The following is a 16,217-nucleotide window of genomic DNA, read 5'->3' as shown; positions in this document are numbered from 1 at the left end:
CTTGATCAAGGAGTGAGCAAGTGTCCAATATCCACATCGATCACGAGGTGTTAAGCGGTTTGCAGGAGGTCATGGAAGATGACTACCTGACGTTGCTCGATACCTTTCTCAAAGACTCCGAAGTCCGCCTCAGCCAGTTGCACAAGGCGACCAGCCCTGAAGAGCTCGGCTATGCCGCGCACAGCTTCAAAGGCAGTAGCAGCAACATGGGGGCCAAAGCCCTGGCCGAGTTGTGTCGGCAGCTGGAGGAGCGCGTCAAGCAACCACCGCTGAACGATATCGAGGATCTGATCAATCAGATCGACCGCGAGTATGAGGCTGTTCGTGCCTTGTATAGCGAAGAGCGTCAGCGCGTGTCGATTGGTTAAGGCCGTTTCGTTGAATTTGGCGCGACTCTTGCTAGATCTACGTTAATCAACATTCCAGACCCTCTGTCGCGGAGAATCCCACATGCCGGTTGCTTCCAATCCATTGCTGCAGGTCAGTACTGCAACAAAGGCTTCGCGCGCTGCCTCCAGCCAGTCGGACAAACCGCTGCAGACGGCGAACGACAAGGCCTCGGGCTTTTCCAGCGTGTATGCGCAGCAGTCCAGGGAAAAGCCTGCTACGGCCGCCGACGCCCTGAATCGCGACAAGAACGTCCCGGCTGGGAAAGAGGTTACCGGCGGCAAAGGCGCTGCCGCTGAAAAGCCGAAGCTTGCCGACAGCGGCAATGCTTTGCCTGAGGATCAGGACAGCACGCTTGCCGTTGACGGTGAAAGTACAGATCCGACGCTGCTTGATCCCAATCTGGTGGCCGGTCAAGTGACCGATGCGCAGCCGGGTGCTCAATTGATTCAAGCCCAGGCCGAGGCGGTAGCGCCGGTGGTCCAGGCGGCGCAGCTACAAGCCCAGGCTGCACCGGCAGCTACCCTCCCTGCAGCACCTGAGTTCGATCCGGAGGCCGATCCGCTGGCTGATCTGCCCGCCTTGCGCATGGCACTTGAGCAGAGCGCGCAGGCGCAGGGGACCACCTCGGCACATGCTGCCACTAAACCGGCGAGCACTCAGCCTGAGGCGGCTCCAGCCCAGCCTGCCGTCAATACCCTGGCGGCACTGATTGATAAGCCGGGCGCTGATGCCGAGCAGGGCGAGGCAGGTGAGAAAGCGTTTTCCGGGTTGCTCGATGATGGCCTCAAGGATCTCAAGAGTGCTTCCAGCGATACCCGGGTGGATAATTTTGCCGAACGCCTGAGTGCCTTGACCCAGGCGGCCACGGCGAAAACCGCCAATACCGTGCCGGTAGCGGCGGCGCCCCTGCATCAGCCCTTGGCGATGAACCAGGGTGGCTGGACCGAGGGCTTGGTCAACCGGGTAATGTACCTGTCCAGCCAGAGCCTCAAGTCCGCCGACATCCAGCTGGAGCCAGCAGAGCTGGGGCGCCTGGACATCCGCGTCAACCTCGCGCCTGAGCAGCAGGCGCAGATCACCTTCACCAGTGGTCATGTCGGCGTTCGCGAAGCGCTGGAAAACCAGGTGCATCGCCTCAAGGAAATGTTCGCCCAGCAAGGGCTCGGACAGCCGGATGTGAATGTCGCCGACCAATCGCGTGGCCAGCAGCAACAGCAGGGCAGCCCTGACTCGCCGCGTTTGAGCGGTGTGGCGGCGCGGCGCAATGCGGCGGGCGAAGAAGGCGAGGTTGCTGCAAGCACTGCCCCTGTCGAGCAGCAGAGCGTGATCGGCTCCAGTGCGGTCGACTACTACGCCTGATTGGGTACCTCTGTAGGAGCGGATTCATCCGCGATGGGCCGCCGCGCGGCCCCATAAGCCGGGCCTGCTGTGCAGGCCCTCGCGGATGAATCCGCTCCTACAGCAGTTTTTGCCGGATCTGGCATAACACTTGCTCAACCCACGCCATGTGACTGAATTCTCCGATGAATGACGGAATATTGGCATGGCGAAGAGCGACGCAGAGAAAGACCCCGCCGCTAAAGGCAAAATCAAGCTGATCCTGCTGCTGGTGCTGGCATTGCTGCTGGCTATCGGTCTGTCGGTAGGCGCTACCTGGTTCGTCCTGCACAAGTCCGAGGACAAGCCGGCGGCAGATCCGGCGCAGGCCGGCAACCTCAAGCCGGCGGCGATCTATGAGCCCCTGGCGCCAGCCTTCGTGGTCAACTTCAACCAGAACGGTCGTCAGCGCTACATGCAGGTGAGCATCACCCTGCAGGGGCGCGACCAGGCCGCACTGGACGCCTTGAAGGTGCATATGCCGGTGATCCGCAACAACCTGGTGATGCTGTTTTCCGGGCAGGGTTTCGACGCGCTGGCAAATCCTGTAGGCCAGGAGATGTTGCGGCAGAAGGCGACTGCCAGCATTCAGGAAGTCGCCCAGAAGGAAGTCGGCAAACCGGTCATCGACCAGTTGCTGTTCACCAATTTCGTATTGCAGTAGGAGCCACCGATGGCCGTGCAGGACCTGCTGTCCCAGGATGAAATCGATGCCTTGCTGCATGGTGTCGACGATGGCTTGGTACAAACCGAGAGCCACGCCGAACCTGGCAGCGTCAAAAGCTATGACCTGACCAGTCAGGATCGCATCGTTCGCGGACGCATGCCGACCCTGGAGATGATCAACGAACGTTTCGCCCGTTACACCCGTATAAGCATGTTCAACCTGTTGCGTCGCTCTGCCGACGTTGCGGTTGGCGGTGTGCAGGTGATGAAGTTCGGTGAGTACGTGCATTCGCTGTATGTGCCGACCAGCCTGAACCTGGTGAAGATCAAGCCGCTGCGCGGTACTTCGCTGTTCATTCTCGACGCCAAGCTGGTGTTCAAGCTGGTGGACAACTTCTTTGGCGGCGACGGTCGTCACGCCAAGATCGAGGGGCGTGAGTTCACCCCGACGGAGCTGCGCGTAGTGCGCATGGTCCTCGATCAGGCGTTCGTCGATCTCAAGGAAGCCTGGCAGGCGATCATGCCGGTCAACTTCGAGTACATAAACTCCGAGGTCAACCCGGCGATGGCCAACATTGTCGGGCCGAGCGAGGCGGTGGTGGTCTCGACCTTCCACATCGAACTCGATGGCGGTGGCGGCGACCTGCACGTGACCATGCCGTATTCGATGATCGAGCCGGTACGCGAAATGCTCGACGCCGGCTTCCAGTCCGACCTGGATGACCAGGACGAGCGCTGGATCAAGGCCCTGCGCGAAGACGTGCTGGATGTCAGCGTACCGCTGAGCGCCACGGTCGCCCGCCGCCAGCTGAAACTGCGCGACATCCTGCACATGCAGCCCGGTGATGTGATTCCGGTCGAGCTGCCTGATGAGCTGATCCTGCGGGCCAACGGCGTGCCGTCGTTCAAGGCCAAGCTGGGTTCGCACAAAGGCACCCTGGCCCTGCAGATTATCGATCCGATCGAGCGCCGCTGAGTGGCGCCGGTTGTTCCAACTCCGAATTGATTGCCCGTCGAGGACAAAATGGCTAACGAAAACGACATCACCTCTCCGGAAGAGCAGGCTCTGGCCGATGAGTGGGCGGCTGCCCTGGAAGAAACCGGCGACGCCGGTCAGGCCGATATTGACGCCTTGCTGGCCGCAGACGTCGGCGGCGCACCGGCGTCCAACCGCCTGCCTATGGAAGAGTTCGGCAGCTCGCCGCGCAGCAATGAGCAGGTGACCCTCGATGGCCCGAACCTGGACGTGATCCTGGATATTCCAGTGAGCATTTCCATGGAAGTGGGCAGTACCGAGATCAACATCCGCAACCTGCTGCAGCTCAACCAGGGCTCGGTGATCGAGCTGGATCGTCTGGCCGGTGAACCGCTTGACGTGCTGGTCAACGGCACGTTGATTGCCCACGGTGAAGTGGTAGTGGTCAACGAAAAGTTCGGCATTCGCCTGACTGACGTGATCAGTCCGAGCGAACGTATCAAGAAGCTGCGCTGAATGAGAAGGCTCTTGCACCGCAGTCTGGCATTGGCTGGCGCCCTGTATGTGGACGTGGCACTGGCCACTGTGCAGCCGGCTGCCGCTGTGGTGACACCGGGCAGTGGCACCAGCGCTGCCGGGCAACTGACCCAGCTGGTGCTGGGATTGCTGCTGGTGCTGGGGCTGATTTTTCTGCTCGCCTGGCTGTTGCGCCGGGTGCAGAACGCCGCGCCGGGCTCGGGTCAGGTCATCGAAATTCTCGGCAGTCGCACCTTGGGCCCCAGGGATCGCCTGTTGCTGATACAGGTCGGCAAGGAGCAGATCCTGATTGGTCATACGCCTGGCAGCATCGAGGCGTTGCACGTTTTGGCCGAACCGGTCGAGGTGCCTGCCGGTGCGCGTCAGGCAACACCAGAATTCGCCCAGCGCCTGATGGAGCTGATGGGCAAGGATCAGAAGGGTAGGTCGTAATGGGCGCATTGCGCATGATGTTGACGCTGCTGTTGCTGTTGGCAGCGCCACTGGCCTTGGCTGCCGATCCGTTGTCGATCCCGGCCATCACCCTGTCCAATGGTGCGGACGGGCAGCAGGAATACTCGGTCAGCCTGCAGATCCTGCTGATCATGACGGCGCTGAGTTTCATTCCGGCGTTCGTCATCCTGATGACCAGCTTCACCCGCATCATCATTGTCTTCTCCATCCTGCGCCAGGCCCTGGGCCTGCAGCAGACGCCGTCGAACCAGATCCTCACCGGCCTGGCGCTGTTTCTGACCATGTTCATCATGGCGCCGGTGTTCGACCGGGTGAACAAGGATGCCCTGCAGCCCTACCTGAATGAACAGATGGTGGCCCAGGAGGCGATCGCCAAGGCGCAGGTGCCGCTCAAGGACTTCATGCTCGCGCAGACCCGCCAGAGTGACCTGGACCTGTTCATGCGCCTGTCCAAGCGCACCGACATTGCCAGTCCCGATCAGGCGCCGCTGACCATCCTGGTGCCGGCGTTCGTCACCTCGGAGCTGAAAACCGCCTTCCAGATCGGCTTCATGATCTTCATTCCGTTCCTGATCATCGACCTGGTGGTGGCCAGTGTGCTGATGGCCATGGGTATGATGATGCTCTCGCCGCTGATCATCTCGTTGCCGTTCAAGATCATGCTGTTCGTACTGGTCGATGGCTGGGCCCTGATCATGGGTACCCTGGCCGGCAGTTTCGGCGGCGTCTGACGCCGCAAGGAGAAGTAGACCATGACCCCTGAAGTGGCCGTCGATCTGTTTCGTGATGCGCTGTGGCTGACCACCCTGATGGTTGCTGTGCTGGTGGTGCCGAGCCTGCTGGTGGGTTTGATCGTGGCGATGTTCCAGGCGGCCACGCAGATCAACGAACAGACCTTGAGCTTTCTGCCGCGTCTGTTGGTGATGCTGGTGACGCTGATCGTGGCCGGGCCGTGGCTGGTACAGAAGTTCATGGAATACATTCTGTCGTTGTACGGCAGCATTCCGCAGCTGATCGGCTGACGTGTCCATGCTCGAGCTGACCGATGCGCAGATAAGCACGTGGGTGGCCAGTTTCATCCTGCCGCTGTTTCGCGTGACCGCCGTGCTGATGACCATGCCGGTGTTCGGTACAACCCTGCTGCCGGCGCGCGTTCGCCTGTACTTTGCCCTGGCAATTACTGTGGTGATCGTCCCCGGTTTGCCGCCGATGCCTGAGGTCCATGCGCTTGACCTCAGTGCGTTGCTGCTGATTGCTGAGCAGGTCATCATCGGCGCGCTGTTCGGCCTGTCGCTACAACTGTTTTTCCAGATCTTCGTGATTGCCGGGCAGATTGTCGCGGTCCAGATGGGTATGGCGTTCGCCTCTATGGTCGACCCGGCCAACGGCGTCAACGTGGCGGTGATCGGCCAGTTCCTGACCATGCTGGTGACCCTGTTGTTTCTGGCCATCAACGGTCACCTGGTGGTCTTTGAGGTGCTCACCGAGAGCTTCACCACCTTGCCGGTGGGCAGTGGTTTGCTGGTCAATCATTTCTGGGATCTGGCCGGGCGCCTGAGCTGGGTGCTGGGCGCTGCGTTGTTGCTGGTGCTGCCGGCCATCACCGCATTGCTGGTGGTCAACATCGCCTTTGGTGTGATGACGCGTGCGGCACCGCAACTGAACATCTTTTCCATCGGCTTTCCGCTGATACTGGTGCTGGGGCTCGGGATATTCTGGATAGTCCTGGCTGACATTCTTCCGCATTACCAGGCACTGGCCTCCGAGGCCTTGCAATGGATGCGTGAGCTGGCACGGGCGCGCTAAGCATGGCAGAGAGCGAAAGCGGTCAGGACAAAACAGAAGACCCCACCGACAAGCGCAAGAAGGACGCGCGGGAAAAGGGCGAGATCGCGCGCTCCAAGGAACTCAATACGGTAGCGGTGACCCTGGCCGGCGCAGGCGCGTTGTTGGCATTTGGCGGAGGTATGGCTCAGGCGATGATGGAGTTGATGCGCAGCAACTTCATTTTGACTCGCGAAGTGATCACTGATGAGCGCTTCATGGGGATTTTCCTCATGGCAGCCGGTAAGTCTGCTCTGCTTATGGTGCAGCCGGTGTTGTTGGTATTGCTGGTGGCATCGATCGTCGGCCCGGTGGCGCTGGGCGGCTTCCTGTTCTCCGGCAGTCTGTTGCAGCCCAAGTTCAGTCGGATGAACCCGCTGTCCGGGATCAAGCGAATGTTCTCGGTCAACGCCTTGTCCGAGTTGCTCAAGGCGTTTGCCAAGTTCTTCATGATTCTGATCGTCGCTCTGGCCGTGCTGTCGGCGGACCGTGACGACCTGCTGGCGATTGCCAACGAGCCCTTGGATCAGGCAATCATTCACTGCGTTCAGGTGGTGGGCTGGAGTGCGTTGTGGATGGCTGCCGGCTTGCTGCTGATCGCAGCGGCGGACGTGCCGATCCAGCTGTGGCAGACGCACAAAAAGATGCTGATGACCAAGCAAGAGGTGCGTGACGAGTACAAGGACAGTGAAGGCAAGCCGGAGGTCAAGCAGCGTATTCGCCAGCTCCAGCGCGAAGCGTCGCAGCGGCGGATGATGGCGGCGATCCCCGAAGCGGACGTCATCATTACCAACCCCACCCACTATGCCGTGGCGCTCAAGTACGACCCGGAGAAGGGCGCTGCGCCTTTGCTGCTGGCCAAAGGTACCGACTTCATTGCCTTGAAGATTCGTGAAATTGCCAATGAGCACAAGATCCAGGTGCTTGAGTCGCCGGCGTTGGCCCGTTCGATTTATTACTCAACGGAGCTTGAGGAAGAGATTCCGGCCGGGCTGTACCTGGCGGTGGCCCAGGTGCTGGCCTATGTCTTCCAGATCCGCCAGTACCGGGCAGGCAAGGGCAAGCCGCCGGAGCCACTCAAAGACCTGCCAATCCCGCCGGACCTGCAGCACGATTAAGAAGCGGTGGGAGCGGGCTTGCCCCGCGATGCGATGTGACTGAAAGATCGCAATCGCGGGGCAAGCCCGCTCCCACAGTAAACCCGCTTTCACACAAAAACACCGCATTCCTCAAAGTTGGAAAGCTTCTTGCAAAGGCAGCGCAGCGCGCGTCAGAAACGCGTCAAAGTTTTGCTTGAGCTAGACGAGGAATACCGGTGGATCGCTCTCAGTTAATCAGCAATGCCCGTAACAACCTGGCCGGGTTAGGCCGGGGGAACCTGGGTGTGCCGCTGTTGCTGCTGGTGATGCTGGCAATGATGATGTTGCCGATCCCGCCGTTTTTGCTCGACGTGTTCTTCACCTTCAACATCGCTTTGTCGATCGTGGTCCTGCTGGTCTGCGTCTACGCCCTGCGCCCCCTCGATTTCGCTGCGTTCCCAACCATCCTGCTGGTGGCTACCTTGCTGCGCCTGGCGCTGAACGTCGCCTCTACACGGGTGGTCATGCTCCATGGGCAAGATGGCCATGCTGCCGCCGGTAAAGTGATCCAGGCCTTCGGTGAGGTGGTGATCGGCGGCAACTACGTGGTCGGTATCGTGGTGTTCGCGATCCTGATGATCATCAACTTCGTGGTGGTGACCAAGGGTGCCGGGCGTATTTCCGAGGTGAGCGCACGTTTCACCCTCGATGCAATGCCGGGCAAGCAGATGGCCATCGACGCCGACCTCAACGCCGGCCTGATCGATCAGGCCCAGGCCAAGGCGCGACGCTCTGAAGTAGCCCAGGAGGCCGAGTTCTACGGTTCGATGGACGGTGCCAGCAAGTTCGTTCGCGGTGACGCCATCGCCGGCCTGCTGATCCTCTTCATCAACCTGATCGGCGGCATGCTGGTCGGTATGTTCCAGCACGGCATGAGCTTCGGCGATGCCGGTAAAGTCTATGCCTTGCTGACCATCGGTGACGGTTTGGTGGCGCAATTGCCATCACTGCTGTTGTCCACCGCTGCAGCCATCATGGTGACCCGTGCCTCCGGTTCCGAAGACATGGGTAACCAGATCAACCGGCAGATGTTCACTTCGCCCAAGGCGCTGGGGGTATCGGCGGGGATCATGATCGTCATGGGCCTGGTGCCGGGCATGCCGCACTTCGCCTTCCTGAGTCTGGGGCTGGTGGCCGCTGGCGGTGCCTATTGGCTGTGGCGCAAGCAGAACCTGGCCAAGGTCAAAGCCCAGGAAGAGGTTCAGCGCCAGCAGGACCTGTTGCCCTCGCCGCAGCGCGCCATGGAAACCAAGGAGCTGGGCTGGGACGATGTCACCCCGATCGACATGATCGGCCTGGAAGTCGGCTACCGGCTGATTCCCCTGGTCGACCGCAATCAGGGTGGACAACTGCTGGCGCGGATCAAGGGGGTGCGCAAGAAGCTCTCCCAGGACCTGGGTTTTCTCATGCCCACGGTGCATATCCGTGACAACCTCGACCTGGCGCCCAGTGCCTATCGCCTGACCCTGATGGGGGTGATCCTGGCCGAGGCCGAGATCTATCCTGATCGCGAACTGGCCATCAACCCCGGACAGGTCTTTGGCACCCTCAACGGCATTGCCGCCCGCGACCCGGCGTTCGGGCTGGAAGCAGTGTGGATCGACGTCAATCAGCGTAGTCAGGCGCAATCGCTGGGTTACACCGTGGTGGATGCCAGCACCGTGGTTGCGACCCACCTGAACCAGATTCTGCACAAGCACTGCCACGAACTGATTGGCCACGAGGAAGTCCAACAACTGCTGCAGGTGTTGGCCAAGGCCTCGCCCAAGCTTGCCGAAGAGTTGGTGCCGGGCGTCATTTCGTTGTCGGGGCTGCTCAAGGTCCTGCAGGCGTTGCTCGCCGAGCAGGTGCCGGTGCGTGATATACGCAGTATTGCCGAGGCTATCGCCAACAATGCGGTCAAGAGTCAAGATACCGCCGCGCTGGTGGCGGTGGTGCGCGTCGGATTGTGTCGCGCTATCGTGCAAAGCATTGTCGGCGTTGAGTCCGAGCTGCCTGTGATCACCCTTGAGCCAAGGTTGGAACAGATTTTGCTCAATAGTCTGCAAAGGGCCGGGCAAGGTCAGGAAGACGGTGTTCTTCTTGAGCCGAGCATGGCCGAAAAGCTTCAGCGTTCGTTGATCGAGGCAGCCCAGCGTCAAGAGATGCAAGGGCAACCGGCGATCCTGCTGGTCGCAGGACCGGTACGGGCGATGCTGTCGCGCTTCGGTCGCCTGGCTGTACCGAATTTGCATGTTTTGGCGTATCAGGAAATACCTGACAACAAGCAAGTTACCATCGTTGCCACAGTAGGCCCCAACGGCTGAGGTAGTGGGTTATGCAAGTTAAGCGTTTTTTCGCCGCCGATATGCGTCAGGCCATGAAGCTGGTTCGAGATGAGCTGGGGGCTGATGCCGCCATCATCGGCAACCGACGGATTGCTGGCGGTGTCGAGCTGACGGCTGCGCTGGACTACAAGCTGTCCGCCCTGGCGCCACGGGTTCCGAATGTCGAGCTCGAAGATGAATTGCGCAAGACCCAGTCGCGCATCGTCACCGCCCAGGCCGAGCTCAGTAGCCGCAGCGAAAGCGAAGACGGCAACCGCCAGCTGTTTGCCGGCTTGCCGCTGACCGCCTCCGAGCCGCTGGTCGAGACCCCTGTGGAGACGCCGGCGGCACCGGTTGCCGCGGCTGCCGCGCCGGTTGACCCGCGCCTGTTCGATGCCATGCGCTCGGAGCTTAGCGGTCTGCGCGAGCTGCTCGAAGTGCAGCTCGGTTCGCTGGCCTGGAGTCAGCTGCAGGGTAACCAGCCGCAGCAGGCCAACCTCTGGCGCCGCCTGCAGCGTATCGGTCTGTCCGGGCCGCTGGCGCATGAACTGCTGGCGCAGATTGCCGGCATCGAAGAGCCGCGTCATGCCTGGCGCATGCTGCTTGCGCATCTGGCACGGCGTATCGATGTGCCGGAAGTCGAGCCGATCGAAGAAGGCGGCGTGATCGCCATGGTCGGGCCGGCGGGCATGGGCAAGACCACCACCCTGGCCAAGCTGGCAGCACGCTATGTGCTCAAGTATGGCGCGCAGAACCTGGCGCTGGTGAGCATGGACAGTTTCCGCATCGGTGCTCAGGAGCAGCTCAAGACCCTGGGGCGGATCCTCAATGTCTCGGTGACCCACGTCGATCCCGGCCAGTCTTTGGCCCAGGCGCTGGAGCCGTTGCTGCGCAAGCGCGTGGTGCTGATCGATACCGCTGGCCTGCAAGCCAGTGATCCGGCCTTGCGCATGCAGCTGGAAACCCTGGCAGGACGCGGTATTGCGTCTAAAAATTATCTGGTGCTGGCGACGACCAGCCAGAAGCAGGTGCTCACCGCCGCCTATCACAGCTACAAGCGCTGCGGGCTGGCCGGGTGCATCCTGACCAAGCTTGATGAAACGGCCAGTCTCGGCGAAGTCCTGAGCCTGGCCATCAGTCACGAATTGCCAGTGGCCTATCTTACCGATGGGCCGCGCATTCCTGACGATCTGCACCTGCCGCGCCGGCACCAGCTGGTCAGCCGCGCGGTGAGTGTGCAGATGCAGGACGAGCCCAGCGAAGAGGCGATGGCCGATATGTTCGCTGATCTCTACCACAGCCCCGGCAAGCGTGTTGGCTGAGGTGATTGTGAAGACGTTGCAAAGTATCTGCATTGATGGACTGCCAGGCATTTTTCAGGTGTTGAAAGCGCAGCCGGTCATGTGGCCTCGGTCTAAGCAAGACAAGGTAATGAACAAACATGGGTAGCATGCATCCCGTACAGGTGATCGCCGTGACTGGCGGCAAAGGTGGCGTCGGCAAGACCAATGTGTCGGTGAACCTGTCATTGGCGCTGGCAGAGCTTGGCCGTCGGGTCATGCTGCTGGATGCCGACCTGGGCCTGGCCAACGTCGACGTATTGCTCGGCCTGACGCCCAAGCGCACCCTGGCCGACGTGATCGAGGGCCGCTGCGAGCTGCGCGATGTACTGCTGCAGGGGCCGGGTGGCGTGCGCATTGTGCCCGCCGCTTCCGGCACGCAGAGCATGGTGCACCTGGCGCCTGCCCAGCATGCAGGTCTGATTCAGGCCTTCAGCGAGATCGGCGACAACCTCGATGTGCTGGTGATCGATACCGCTGCCGGTATTGGTGACTCGGTAGTCAGTTTTGTCCGCGCGGCCCAAGAGGTGCTGCTGGTGGTGTGCGACGAGCCGACCTCGATCACCGACGCCTACGCGCTGATCAAGCTGCTCAACCGCGATTACGGCATGAACCGCTTCCGGGTCCTGGCCAACATGGCGCAAAGCCCGCAGGAAGGGCGCAACCTGTTCGCCAAGTTGACCAAGGTCACTGATCGCTTCCTCGACGTCGCCCTACAATACGTCGGCGCGGTGCCTTACGACGAATGTGTGCGCAAGGCGGTGCAAAAGCAGCGAGCGGTCTATGAAGCCTTTCCGCGTTCCAAGTGCGCGCTGGCATTCAAGGCCATTGCCCAGAAGGTCGACACCTGGCCGTTGCCTGCCAACCCGCGTGGTCACCTGGAGTTTTTTGTCGAGCGCCTGGTGCAGCCGACGAGCGCGGGACCTGTGCTATGAACGCCAGCGGATACCGGATGTACAGCAACGCGTCTCGCAATGGTCAGTACGAGTTGATCGAGCGCTACGCGCCGTTGGTCAAGCGTATCGCCTATCACTTGCTGGCGCGTTTGCCGGCCAGTGTCCAGGTCGAGGACCTGATCCAGGCCGGCATGATCGGCCTGCTCGAAGTCAGCAACAAGTATGACGCGAGCAAGGGTGCCAGTTTCGAGACCTACGCCGGTATCCGTATCCGTGGGGCAATGCTTGACGAAGTACGTAAAGGGGACTGGGCACCGCGCTCGGTCCACCGCAATACCCGCATGGTCAGTGACGCGATTCGTGCAATTGAAGCAAAAACCGGCCGTGACGCTAAAGATCACGAGGTTGCTGCCGAACTTCAATTGAGTCTCGATGATTACTACGGGATTTTGAATGACACCCTGGGCAGCCGCCTGTTCAGTTTCGACGACCTGTTACAGGACGGCGAACATGAAGGCCTGCACGAGGACGGCGCCAGTGCCCAGCTCGAGCCTTCGCGCGATCTGGAAGACGAGCGTTTTCAGGCAGCCCTGGCCGATGCCATCGCCAACCTGCCTGAACGCGAGCGTCTGGTCCTGGCGCTGTACTACGACGAAGAGCTGAACCTCAAGGAAATCGGTGAGGTCCTGGGTGTCAGCGAGTCGCGCGTCAGCCAGTTGCACAGCCAGTGCGCGGCGCGTTTGCGTGGTCGCCTGGGGGAATGGCGGGCGCGTTGAACGCAGGTTCAATGCAGTCGCGAAATGTAGTGCCCGAATTGATTGAATGCGCGTTCAGCGCTGAGCGCGTTAAAGACTGCTTGGAGGTCTAATTGAACAAAGACATGAAAATCCTCATCGTCGACGACTTTTCGACGATGCGGCGGATCATCAAGAACCTGCTGCGTGACCTGGGCTTCACCAATACCCAGGAAGCCGATGACGGCAACACGGCGCTGCCGATGCTCGAAAGCGGTCATTTCGATTTTCTCGTGACCGACTGGAACATGCCGGGCATGTCCGGTATCGACCTGCTGCGCAAAGTGCGTGCCGACGAGCGCCTCAAGCACCTGCCGGTGCTGATGGTAACTGCCGAAGCCAAGCGCGAGCAGATCATCGAAGCGGCCCAGGCCGGCGTCAACGGCTATGTGGTCAAGCCGTTTACTGCCCAGGTGCTGAAAGAAAAGATCGAGAAGATCTTCGAGCGCGTCAACAGCTAAGACACGCCACGGGGGCGCTATGGAGCAAACACATTCATCGTTGGACGGCTTCGAGTCGACACTGAAGAAGCATGCCCACGAACTGGTCGACAGTCTCGAGCGGGGCAAATTCGGCGACGCGGTGCAACTGATCCATCAGCTGAACCAGACCCGTGACCGTGGCCTGTACCAGGAAGTCGGCAAGCTTACGCGTGAGCTGCACAGTGCGATCGTCAGTTTCCAGATCGATCCGCAAATGCCGCAGGCCGAGGAAGTCTCGCAGATCACCGATGCGACCGAGCGCCTGTCCTATGTGGTCAAGCTGACCGAGGGCGCGGCGAACCGGACCATGGATCTGGTCGAGGAGAGCACCCCGGTCCTCCACGAGCTGAGTGACGAAGCCCGCGATCTGCGCGCCGACTGGCAGCGCTTCTTGCGCCGTGAAGTGGCTGCGCCGGAGTTCCGCGAGCTGATGCACCGCATCGACCGCTTCCTGGAACGTAGTGAGGAAGGCAGCCGCAAGGTCGCCGGCCACCTCAACGACATTCTCCTGGCTCAGGACTATCAGGACCTGACCGGTCAGGTGATCAAACGTGTCACGGCACTGGTCACCGAAGTAGAAAGCAATCTGCTCAAGCTCGTGCTGATGGCAAGTCAGGTCGACCGCTTTGCCGGTATCGAACATGACCACCAGCAGCTGCGCGCTGAAAAAGATCAAGAAAAACATCCGACTCGGGGTGAAGGTCCACAGATTCATGCCGATAAACGTGAAGACGTTGTGTCCGGTCAGGACGATGTCGACGATCTGCTGTCCAGTCTGGGTTTTTAGGGAGCACGTTTAATGAGCTTCGGCGCCGATGAAGAAATCCTTCAGGATTTCCTGGTAGAAGCCGGCGAGATTCTTGAGCAACTGTCCGAGCAACTGGTCGAGCTGGAAAGCCGTCCGGATGATGCCGATCTGCTCAATGCGATCTTTCGCGGTTTTCACACTGTAAAAGGGGGCGCCGGCTTCCTCCAGCTCAACGAGCTGGTGGAGTGCTGCCACATCGCCGAAAACGTCTTCGACATCCTGCGCAAGGGTGAGCGACGCGTCGATGCCGAACTGATGGACGTGGTTCTGGAAGCCCTGGACACGGTCAACAGCATGTTCGGCCAGGTGCGCGAGCGCAGCGATATCACGCCGGCCACGCCTGAGCTGCTGGCGGCCTTGTCGCGTCTGGCCGAGCCTGCCGCTGACGAGCCGGTTGCCGCACCTGAGCCGGTGCTGGAACAGGCGCCGCAAGCGCCCGCCGAAGCGGACATTACCGATACCGAATTCGAACAGCTGCTTGACTCGCTCAATGCGGTCAAGGCAGAGGCCGAAGCCCAGGTGCAGGCACCGGCTGCGGCCAGCGACGAAATCACCGATGCCGAGTTCGAGTCGCTGCTCGATCAGTTGCACGGCAAGGGCCAGTTTGCTCCCGACAGCGTCAGCGCACCTGCGCCGGTGGCGCAATCCTCCCAGAGCGCCAGCGACGAAATCACTGATGACGAGTTCGAGGCGTTGCTTGACCAGTTGCACGGCAAAGGCAGCTTCGCCGTCGATGCCTTGCCGGGTGCTGTAGCACCCGCTGCAGAGCCGGCCGCTGCGGCGTCGGGCGATCATATTTCCGAGCATGAATTCGAAGCCTTGCTCGATGAGCTGCACGGCAAGGGCAAGTTCGCCGCGGACAGCGTTGCAACGGCCGCTGCGCCAGCTGCCGCGGTTGCCGCCAAGCCTGCTGCAGCGCCAGCGCCAGCTGTCGCCAAACCTGCCGCCGCCCCCGCTGCCGCCGCACCGGCCAAAGCCGCGGCGCCAGCCCCGGCGCGCCAGGCCGCGCCAGCTGCCGACAAGGCCGCCAGCGAAACGGAAACCACCGTGCGGGTCGATACCGCGCGCCTGGACGAGATCATGAACATGGTCGGCGAACTGGTGCTGGTGCGTAACCGCCTGGTGCGCCTGGGCCTGAACAGCGGCGATGAAGCCATGTCCAAGGCGGTGTCGAACCTCGACGTGGTGACCGCCGATCTGCAGACCGCGGTGATGAAAACCCGCATGCAGCCGATCAAGAAGGTCTTCGGGCGCTTCCCGCGCCTGGTTCGCGACCTGGCCCGGCAGTTGAAGAAAGAGATCAACCTGGAGCTGGTCGGTGAAGAAACCGACCTCGACAAGAACCTCGTCGAGGCCTTGGCCGACCCGTTGGTGCACTTGGTGCGCAACGCCGTCGACCACGGCATCGAAACCCCGGAAGAGCGCGAAGCGGCGGGTAAATCCCGCGGCGGCAAAGTGGTGCTGTCGGCCGAGCAGGAAGGCGATCACATCCTGCTGTCGATCTCCGATGACGGCAAGGGCATGGACGCCAACGTCCTGCGCGCCATTGCGGTCAAGCGCGGGGTGATGGACAAGGATGCCGCCGACCGCCTGAGCGAAACCGAGTGCTACAACCTGATCTTCGCCCCGGGTTTCTCGACCAAGACCGAGATCTCCGACGTCTCCGGGCGTGGCGTGGGCATGGACGTGGTGAAAACCAAGATCTCCCAGCTCAATGGCTCGATCAATATCTACTCGACCAAGGGCCTGGGTTCGAAGATCGTCATCAAGGTACCGCTGACCCTGGCGATCATGCCGACCCTGATGGTCATGCTCGGCAATCAGGCGTTCGCCTTCCCGCTGGTCAACGTCAACGAGATCTTCCACCTGGACCTGTCGCGCACCAACGTGGTCGACGGCCAGGAAGTGGTCATCGTTCGCGACAAAGCCTTGCCGCTGTTCTACCTCAAGCGCTGGCTGGTCAGTTCCGCCGCTCATGAAGAGCAACGCGAAGGGCACGTGGTGATCCTTTCGGTCGGCACCCAGCGGATCGGCTTCGTCGTCGATCAGTTGGTCGGCCAGGAAGAAGTGGTCATCAAACCGCTGGGCAAGATGCTCCAGGGCACGCCGGGCATGTCGGGCGCCACCATTACCGGTGACGGGCGCATCGCGCTGATCCTCGACGTTCCGAGCATGCTCAAGCGTTACGCCGCCCGGCGTATTTGATTCTGGTGGCGCGGCCCGCACGCC

17 protein-coding genes are annotated in these 16,217 nt (G+C 61.1%); all 17 read left to right on the top strand.

Going from position 1 to position 16,217, the window contains the following annotated elements; translation table 11 throughout:
- Window positions 1-20 precede the first annotated feature (20 nt).
- The 17 genes from AC07OF_RS21475 to AC07OF_RS21395 all read left to right on the top strand — a co-directional run bounded on the left by AC07OF_RS21475 (window position 21) and on the right by AC07OF_RS21395 (window position 16,193).
- Window positions 21-368 carry an Hpt domain-containing protein gene (locus tag AC07OF_RS21475; RefSeq protein WP_198325374.1) on the top strand — a complete coding sequence of 116 codons (348 nt, stop codon included), beginning with the start codon at window positions 21-23 and terminating at the stop codon, window positions 366-368.
- 82 nt (window positions 369-450) lie between these two features.
- Entirely contained in the window at window positions 451-1,749 is a 1,299-nt protein-coding gene (locus AC07OF_RS21470) for a flagellar hook-length control protein FliK (protein WP_476445814.1), read from the top strand.
- A gap of 184 nt (window positions 1,750-1,933) precedes the next feature.
- Entirely contained in the window at window positions 1,934-2,431 is a 498-nt protein-coding gene (fliL, locus tag AC07OF_RS21465) for a flagellar basal body-associated protein FliL (protein WP_157193493.1), read from the top strand.
- A 9-nt stretch (window positions 2,432-2,440) separates the two neighbouring features.
- The gene (fliM, locus tag AC07OF_RS21460; RefSeq protein ID WP_038613349.1) at window positions 2,441-3,409 is read left to right on the top strand and encodes a flagellar motor switch protein FliM; all 969 of its coding nucleotides are present in this window, start codon (window positions 2,441-2,443) and stop codon (window positions 3,407-3,409) included.
- Between the two features lie 48 nt (window positions 3,410-3,457).
- On the top strand, window positions 3,458-3,925 hold the full coding sequence (gene fliN, locus AC07OF_RS21455) for a flagellar motor switch protein FliN (RefSeq protein ID WP_476445813.1): 468 nt from the start codon (window positions 3,458-3,460) through the stop codon (window positions 3,923-3,925).
- Window positions 3,926-4,378 (top strand): flagellar biosynthetic protein FliO, encoded by a 453-nt coding sequence (gene fliO / locus AC07OF_RS21450; RefSeq protein WP_157193491.1) that lies wholly within the window; start codon window positions 3,926-3,928, stop codon window positions 4,376-4,378.
- Window positions 4,378-5,130 carry a flagellar type III secretion system pore protein FliP gene (fliP, locus tag AC07OF_RS21445; protein WP_157193490.1) on the top strand — a complete coding sequence of 251 codons (753 nt, stop codon included), beginning with the start codon at window positions 4,378-4,380 and terminating at the stop codon, window positions 5,128-5,130. The genes fliO and fliP overlap by 1 nt, the downstream gene beginning before the upstream one ends.
- A 21-nt stretch (window positions 5,131-5,151) precedes the next feature.
- Window positions 5,152-5,421, top strand: coding sequence for a flagellar biosynthesis protein FliQ (gene fliQ, locus AC07OF_RS21440; protein ID WP_038613343.1), 270 nt, complete (start codon window positions 5,152-5,154; stop codon window positions 5,419-5,421).
- A gap of 7 nt (window positions 5,422-5,428) precedes the next feature.
- Window positions 5,429-6,205: a flagellar biosynthetic protein FliR gene (gene fliR / locus AC07OF_RS21435; protein ID WP_157193489.1), complete on the top strand. Its 777-nt coding sequence runs from the start codon at window positions 5,429-5,431 to the stop codon at window positions 6,203-6,205.
- A 2-nt stretch (window positions 6,206-6,207) separates the two neighbouring features.
- Window positions 6,208-7,341 (top strand): flagellar biosynthesis protein FlhB, encoded by a 1,134-nt coding sequence (flhB, locus tag AC07OF_RS21430; protein WP_157193488.1) that lies wholly within the window; start codon window positions 6,208-6,210, stop codon window positions 7,339-7,341.
- A gap of 197 nt (window positions 7,342-7,538) precedes the next feature.
- Window positions 7,539-9,668: a flagellar biosynthesis protein FlhA gene (flhA, locus tag AC07OF_RS21425; RefSeq protein ID WP_157193487.1), complete on the top strand. Its 2,130-nt coding sequence runs from the start codon at window positions 7,539-7,541 to the stop codon at window positions 9,666-9,668.
- Between the two features lie 11 nt (window positions 9,669-9,679).
- Window positions 9,680-10,990 carry a flagellar biosynthesis GTPase FlhF gene (flhF, locus tag AC07OF_RS21420; protein WP_157193486.1) on the top strand — a complete coding sequence of 437 codons (1,311 nt, stop codon included), beginning with the start codon at window positions 9,680-9,682 and terminating at the stop codon, window positions 10,988-10,990.
- 119 nt (window positions 10,991-11,109) lie between these two features.
- Entirely contained in the window at window positions 11,110-11,943 is an 834-nt protein-coding gene (fleN, locus tag AC07OF_RS21415) for a flagellar synthesis regulator FleN (protein ID WP_038613333.1), read from the top strand.
- A complete protein-coding gene (gene fliA / locus AC07OF_RS21410) occupies window positions 11,940-12,680 on the top strand; it encodes an RNA polymerase sigma factor FliA (RefSeq protein ID WP_157193485.1) in 741 nt (246 codons plus the stop codon). The genes fleN and fliA overlap by 4 nt, the downstream gene beginning before the upstream one ends.
- A gap of 104 nt (window positions 12,681-12,784) precedes the next feature.
- Window positions 12,785-13,159, top strand: a complete 375-nt coding sequence (locus AC07OF_RS21405; RefSeq protein ID WP_036990294.1) for a chemotaxis response regulator CheY — start codon at window positions 12,785-12,787, stop codon at window positions 13,157-13,159.
- Between the two features lie 19 nt (window positions 13,160-13,178).
- Complete coding sequence (locus AC07OF_RS21400) at window positions 13,179-13,967, top strand: protein phosphatase CheZ (protein WP_157193484.1); 789 nt, start codon at window positions 13,179-13,181, stop codon at window positions 13,965-13,967.
- A gap of 12 nt (window positions 13,968-13,979) precedes the next feature.
- Window positions 13,980-16,193, top strand: coding sequence for a chemotaxis protein CheA (locus AC07OF_RS21395; RefSeq protein WP_157193483.1), 2,214 nt, complete (start codon window positions 13,980-13,982; stop codon window positions 16,191-16,193).
- Window positions 16,194-16,217 lie beyond the last annotated feature (24 nt).

Source organism: Pseudomonas sp. GW821-FHT10B02 (genome assembly GCF_059415665.1).
The sequence above is the reverse complement of the archived record's forward strand: the minus strand, read 5'-3'. Positions and strand labels throughout refer to the sequence as shown.

Bases quoted from the DNA above. Each gene is read 5' to 3' on its own strand.
- fliA (WP_157193485.1), top strand. From the start codon at position 11,940: ATGAACGCCAGCGGATACCGGATGTACAGCAACGCGTCTCGCAATGGT.
- AC07OF_RS21470 (WP_476445814.1), top strand. From the start codon at position 451: ATGCCGGTTGCTTCCAATCCATTGCTGCAGGTCAGTACTGCAACAAAG.
- AC07OF_RS21395 (WP_157193483.1), top strand. From the start codon at position 13,980: ATGAGCTTCGGCGCCGATGAAGAAATCCTTCAGGATTTCCTGGTAGAA.
- flhB (WP_157193488.1), top strand. From the start codon at position 6,208: ATGGCAGAGAGCGAAAGCGGTCAGGACAAAACAGAAGACCCCACCGAC.
- flhF (WP_157193486.1), top strand. From the start codon at position 9,680: ATGCAAGTTAAGCGTTTTTTCGCCGCCGATATGCGTCAGGCCATGAAG.
- fleN (WP_038613333.1), top strand. From the start codon at position 11,110: ATGGGTAGCATGCATCCCGTACAGGTGATCGCCGTGACTGGCGGCAAA.
- fliP (WP_157193490.1), top strand. From the start codon at position 4,378: ATGGGCGCATTGCGCATGATGTTGACGCTGCTGTTGCTGTTGGCAGCG.
- fliN (WP_476445813.1), top strand. From the start codon at position 3,458: ATGGCTAACGAAAACGACATCACCTCTCCGGAAGAGCAGGCTCTGGCC.
- fliQ (WP_038613343.1), top strand. From the start codon at position 5,152: ATGACCCCTGAAGTGGCCGTCGATCTGTTTCGTGATGCGCTGTGGCTG.
- fliL (WP_157193493.1), top strand. From the start codon at position 1,934: ATGGCGAAGAGCGACGCAGAGAAAGACCCCGCCGCTAAAGGCAAAATC.
- AC07OF_RS21405 (WP_036990294.1), top strand. From the start codon at position 12,785: ATGAAAATCCTCATCGTCGACGACTTTTCGACGATGCGGCGGATCATC.
- AC07OF_RS21400 (WP_157193484.1), top strand. From the start codon at position 13,179: ATGGAGCAAACACATTCATCGTTGGACGGCTTCGAGTCGACACTGAAG.
- fliR (WP_157193489.1), top strand. From the start codon at position 5,429: ATGCTCGAGCTGACCGATGCGCAGATAAGCACGTGGGTGGCCAGTTTC.
- fliM (WP_038613349.1), top strand. From the start codon at position 2,441: ATGGCCGTGCAGGACCTGCTGTCCCAGGATGAAATCGATGCCTTGCTG.
- fliO (WP_157193491.1), top strand. From the start codon at position 3,926: ATGAGAAGGCTCTTGCACCGCAGTCTGGCATTGGCTGGCGCCCTGTAT.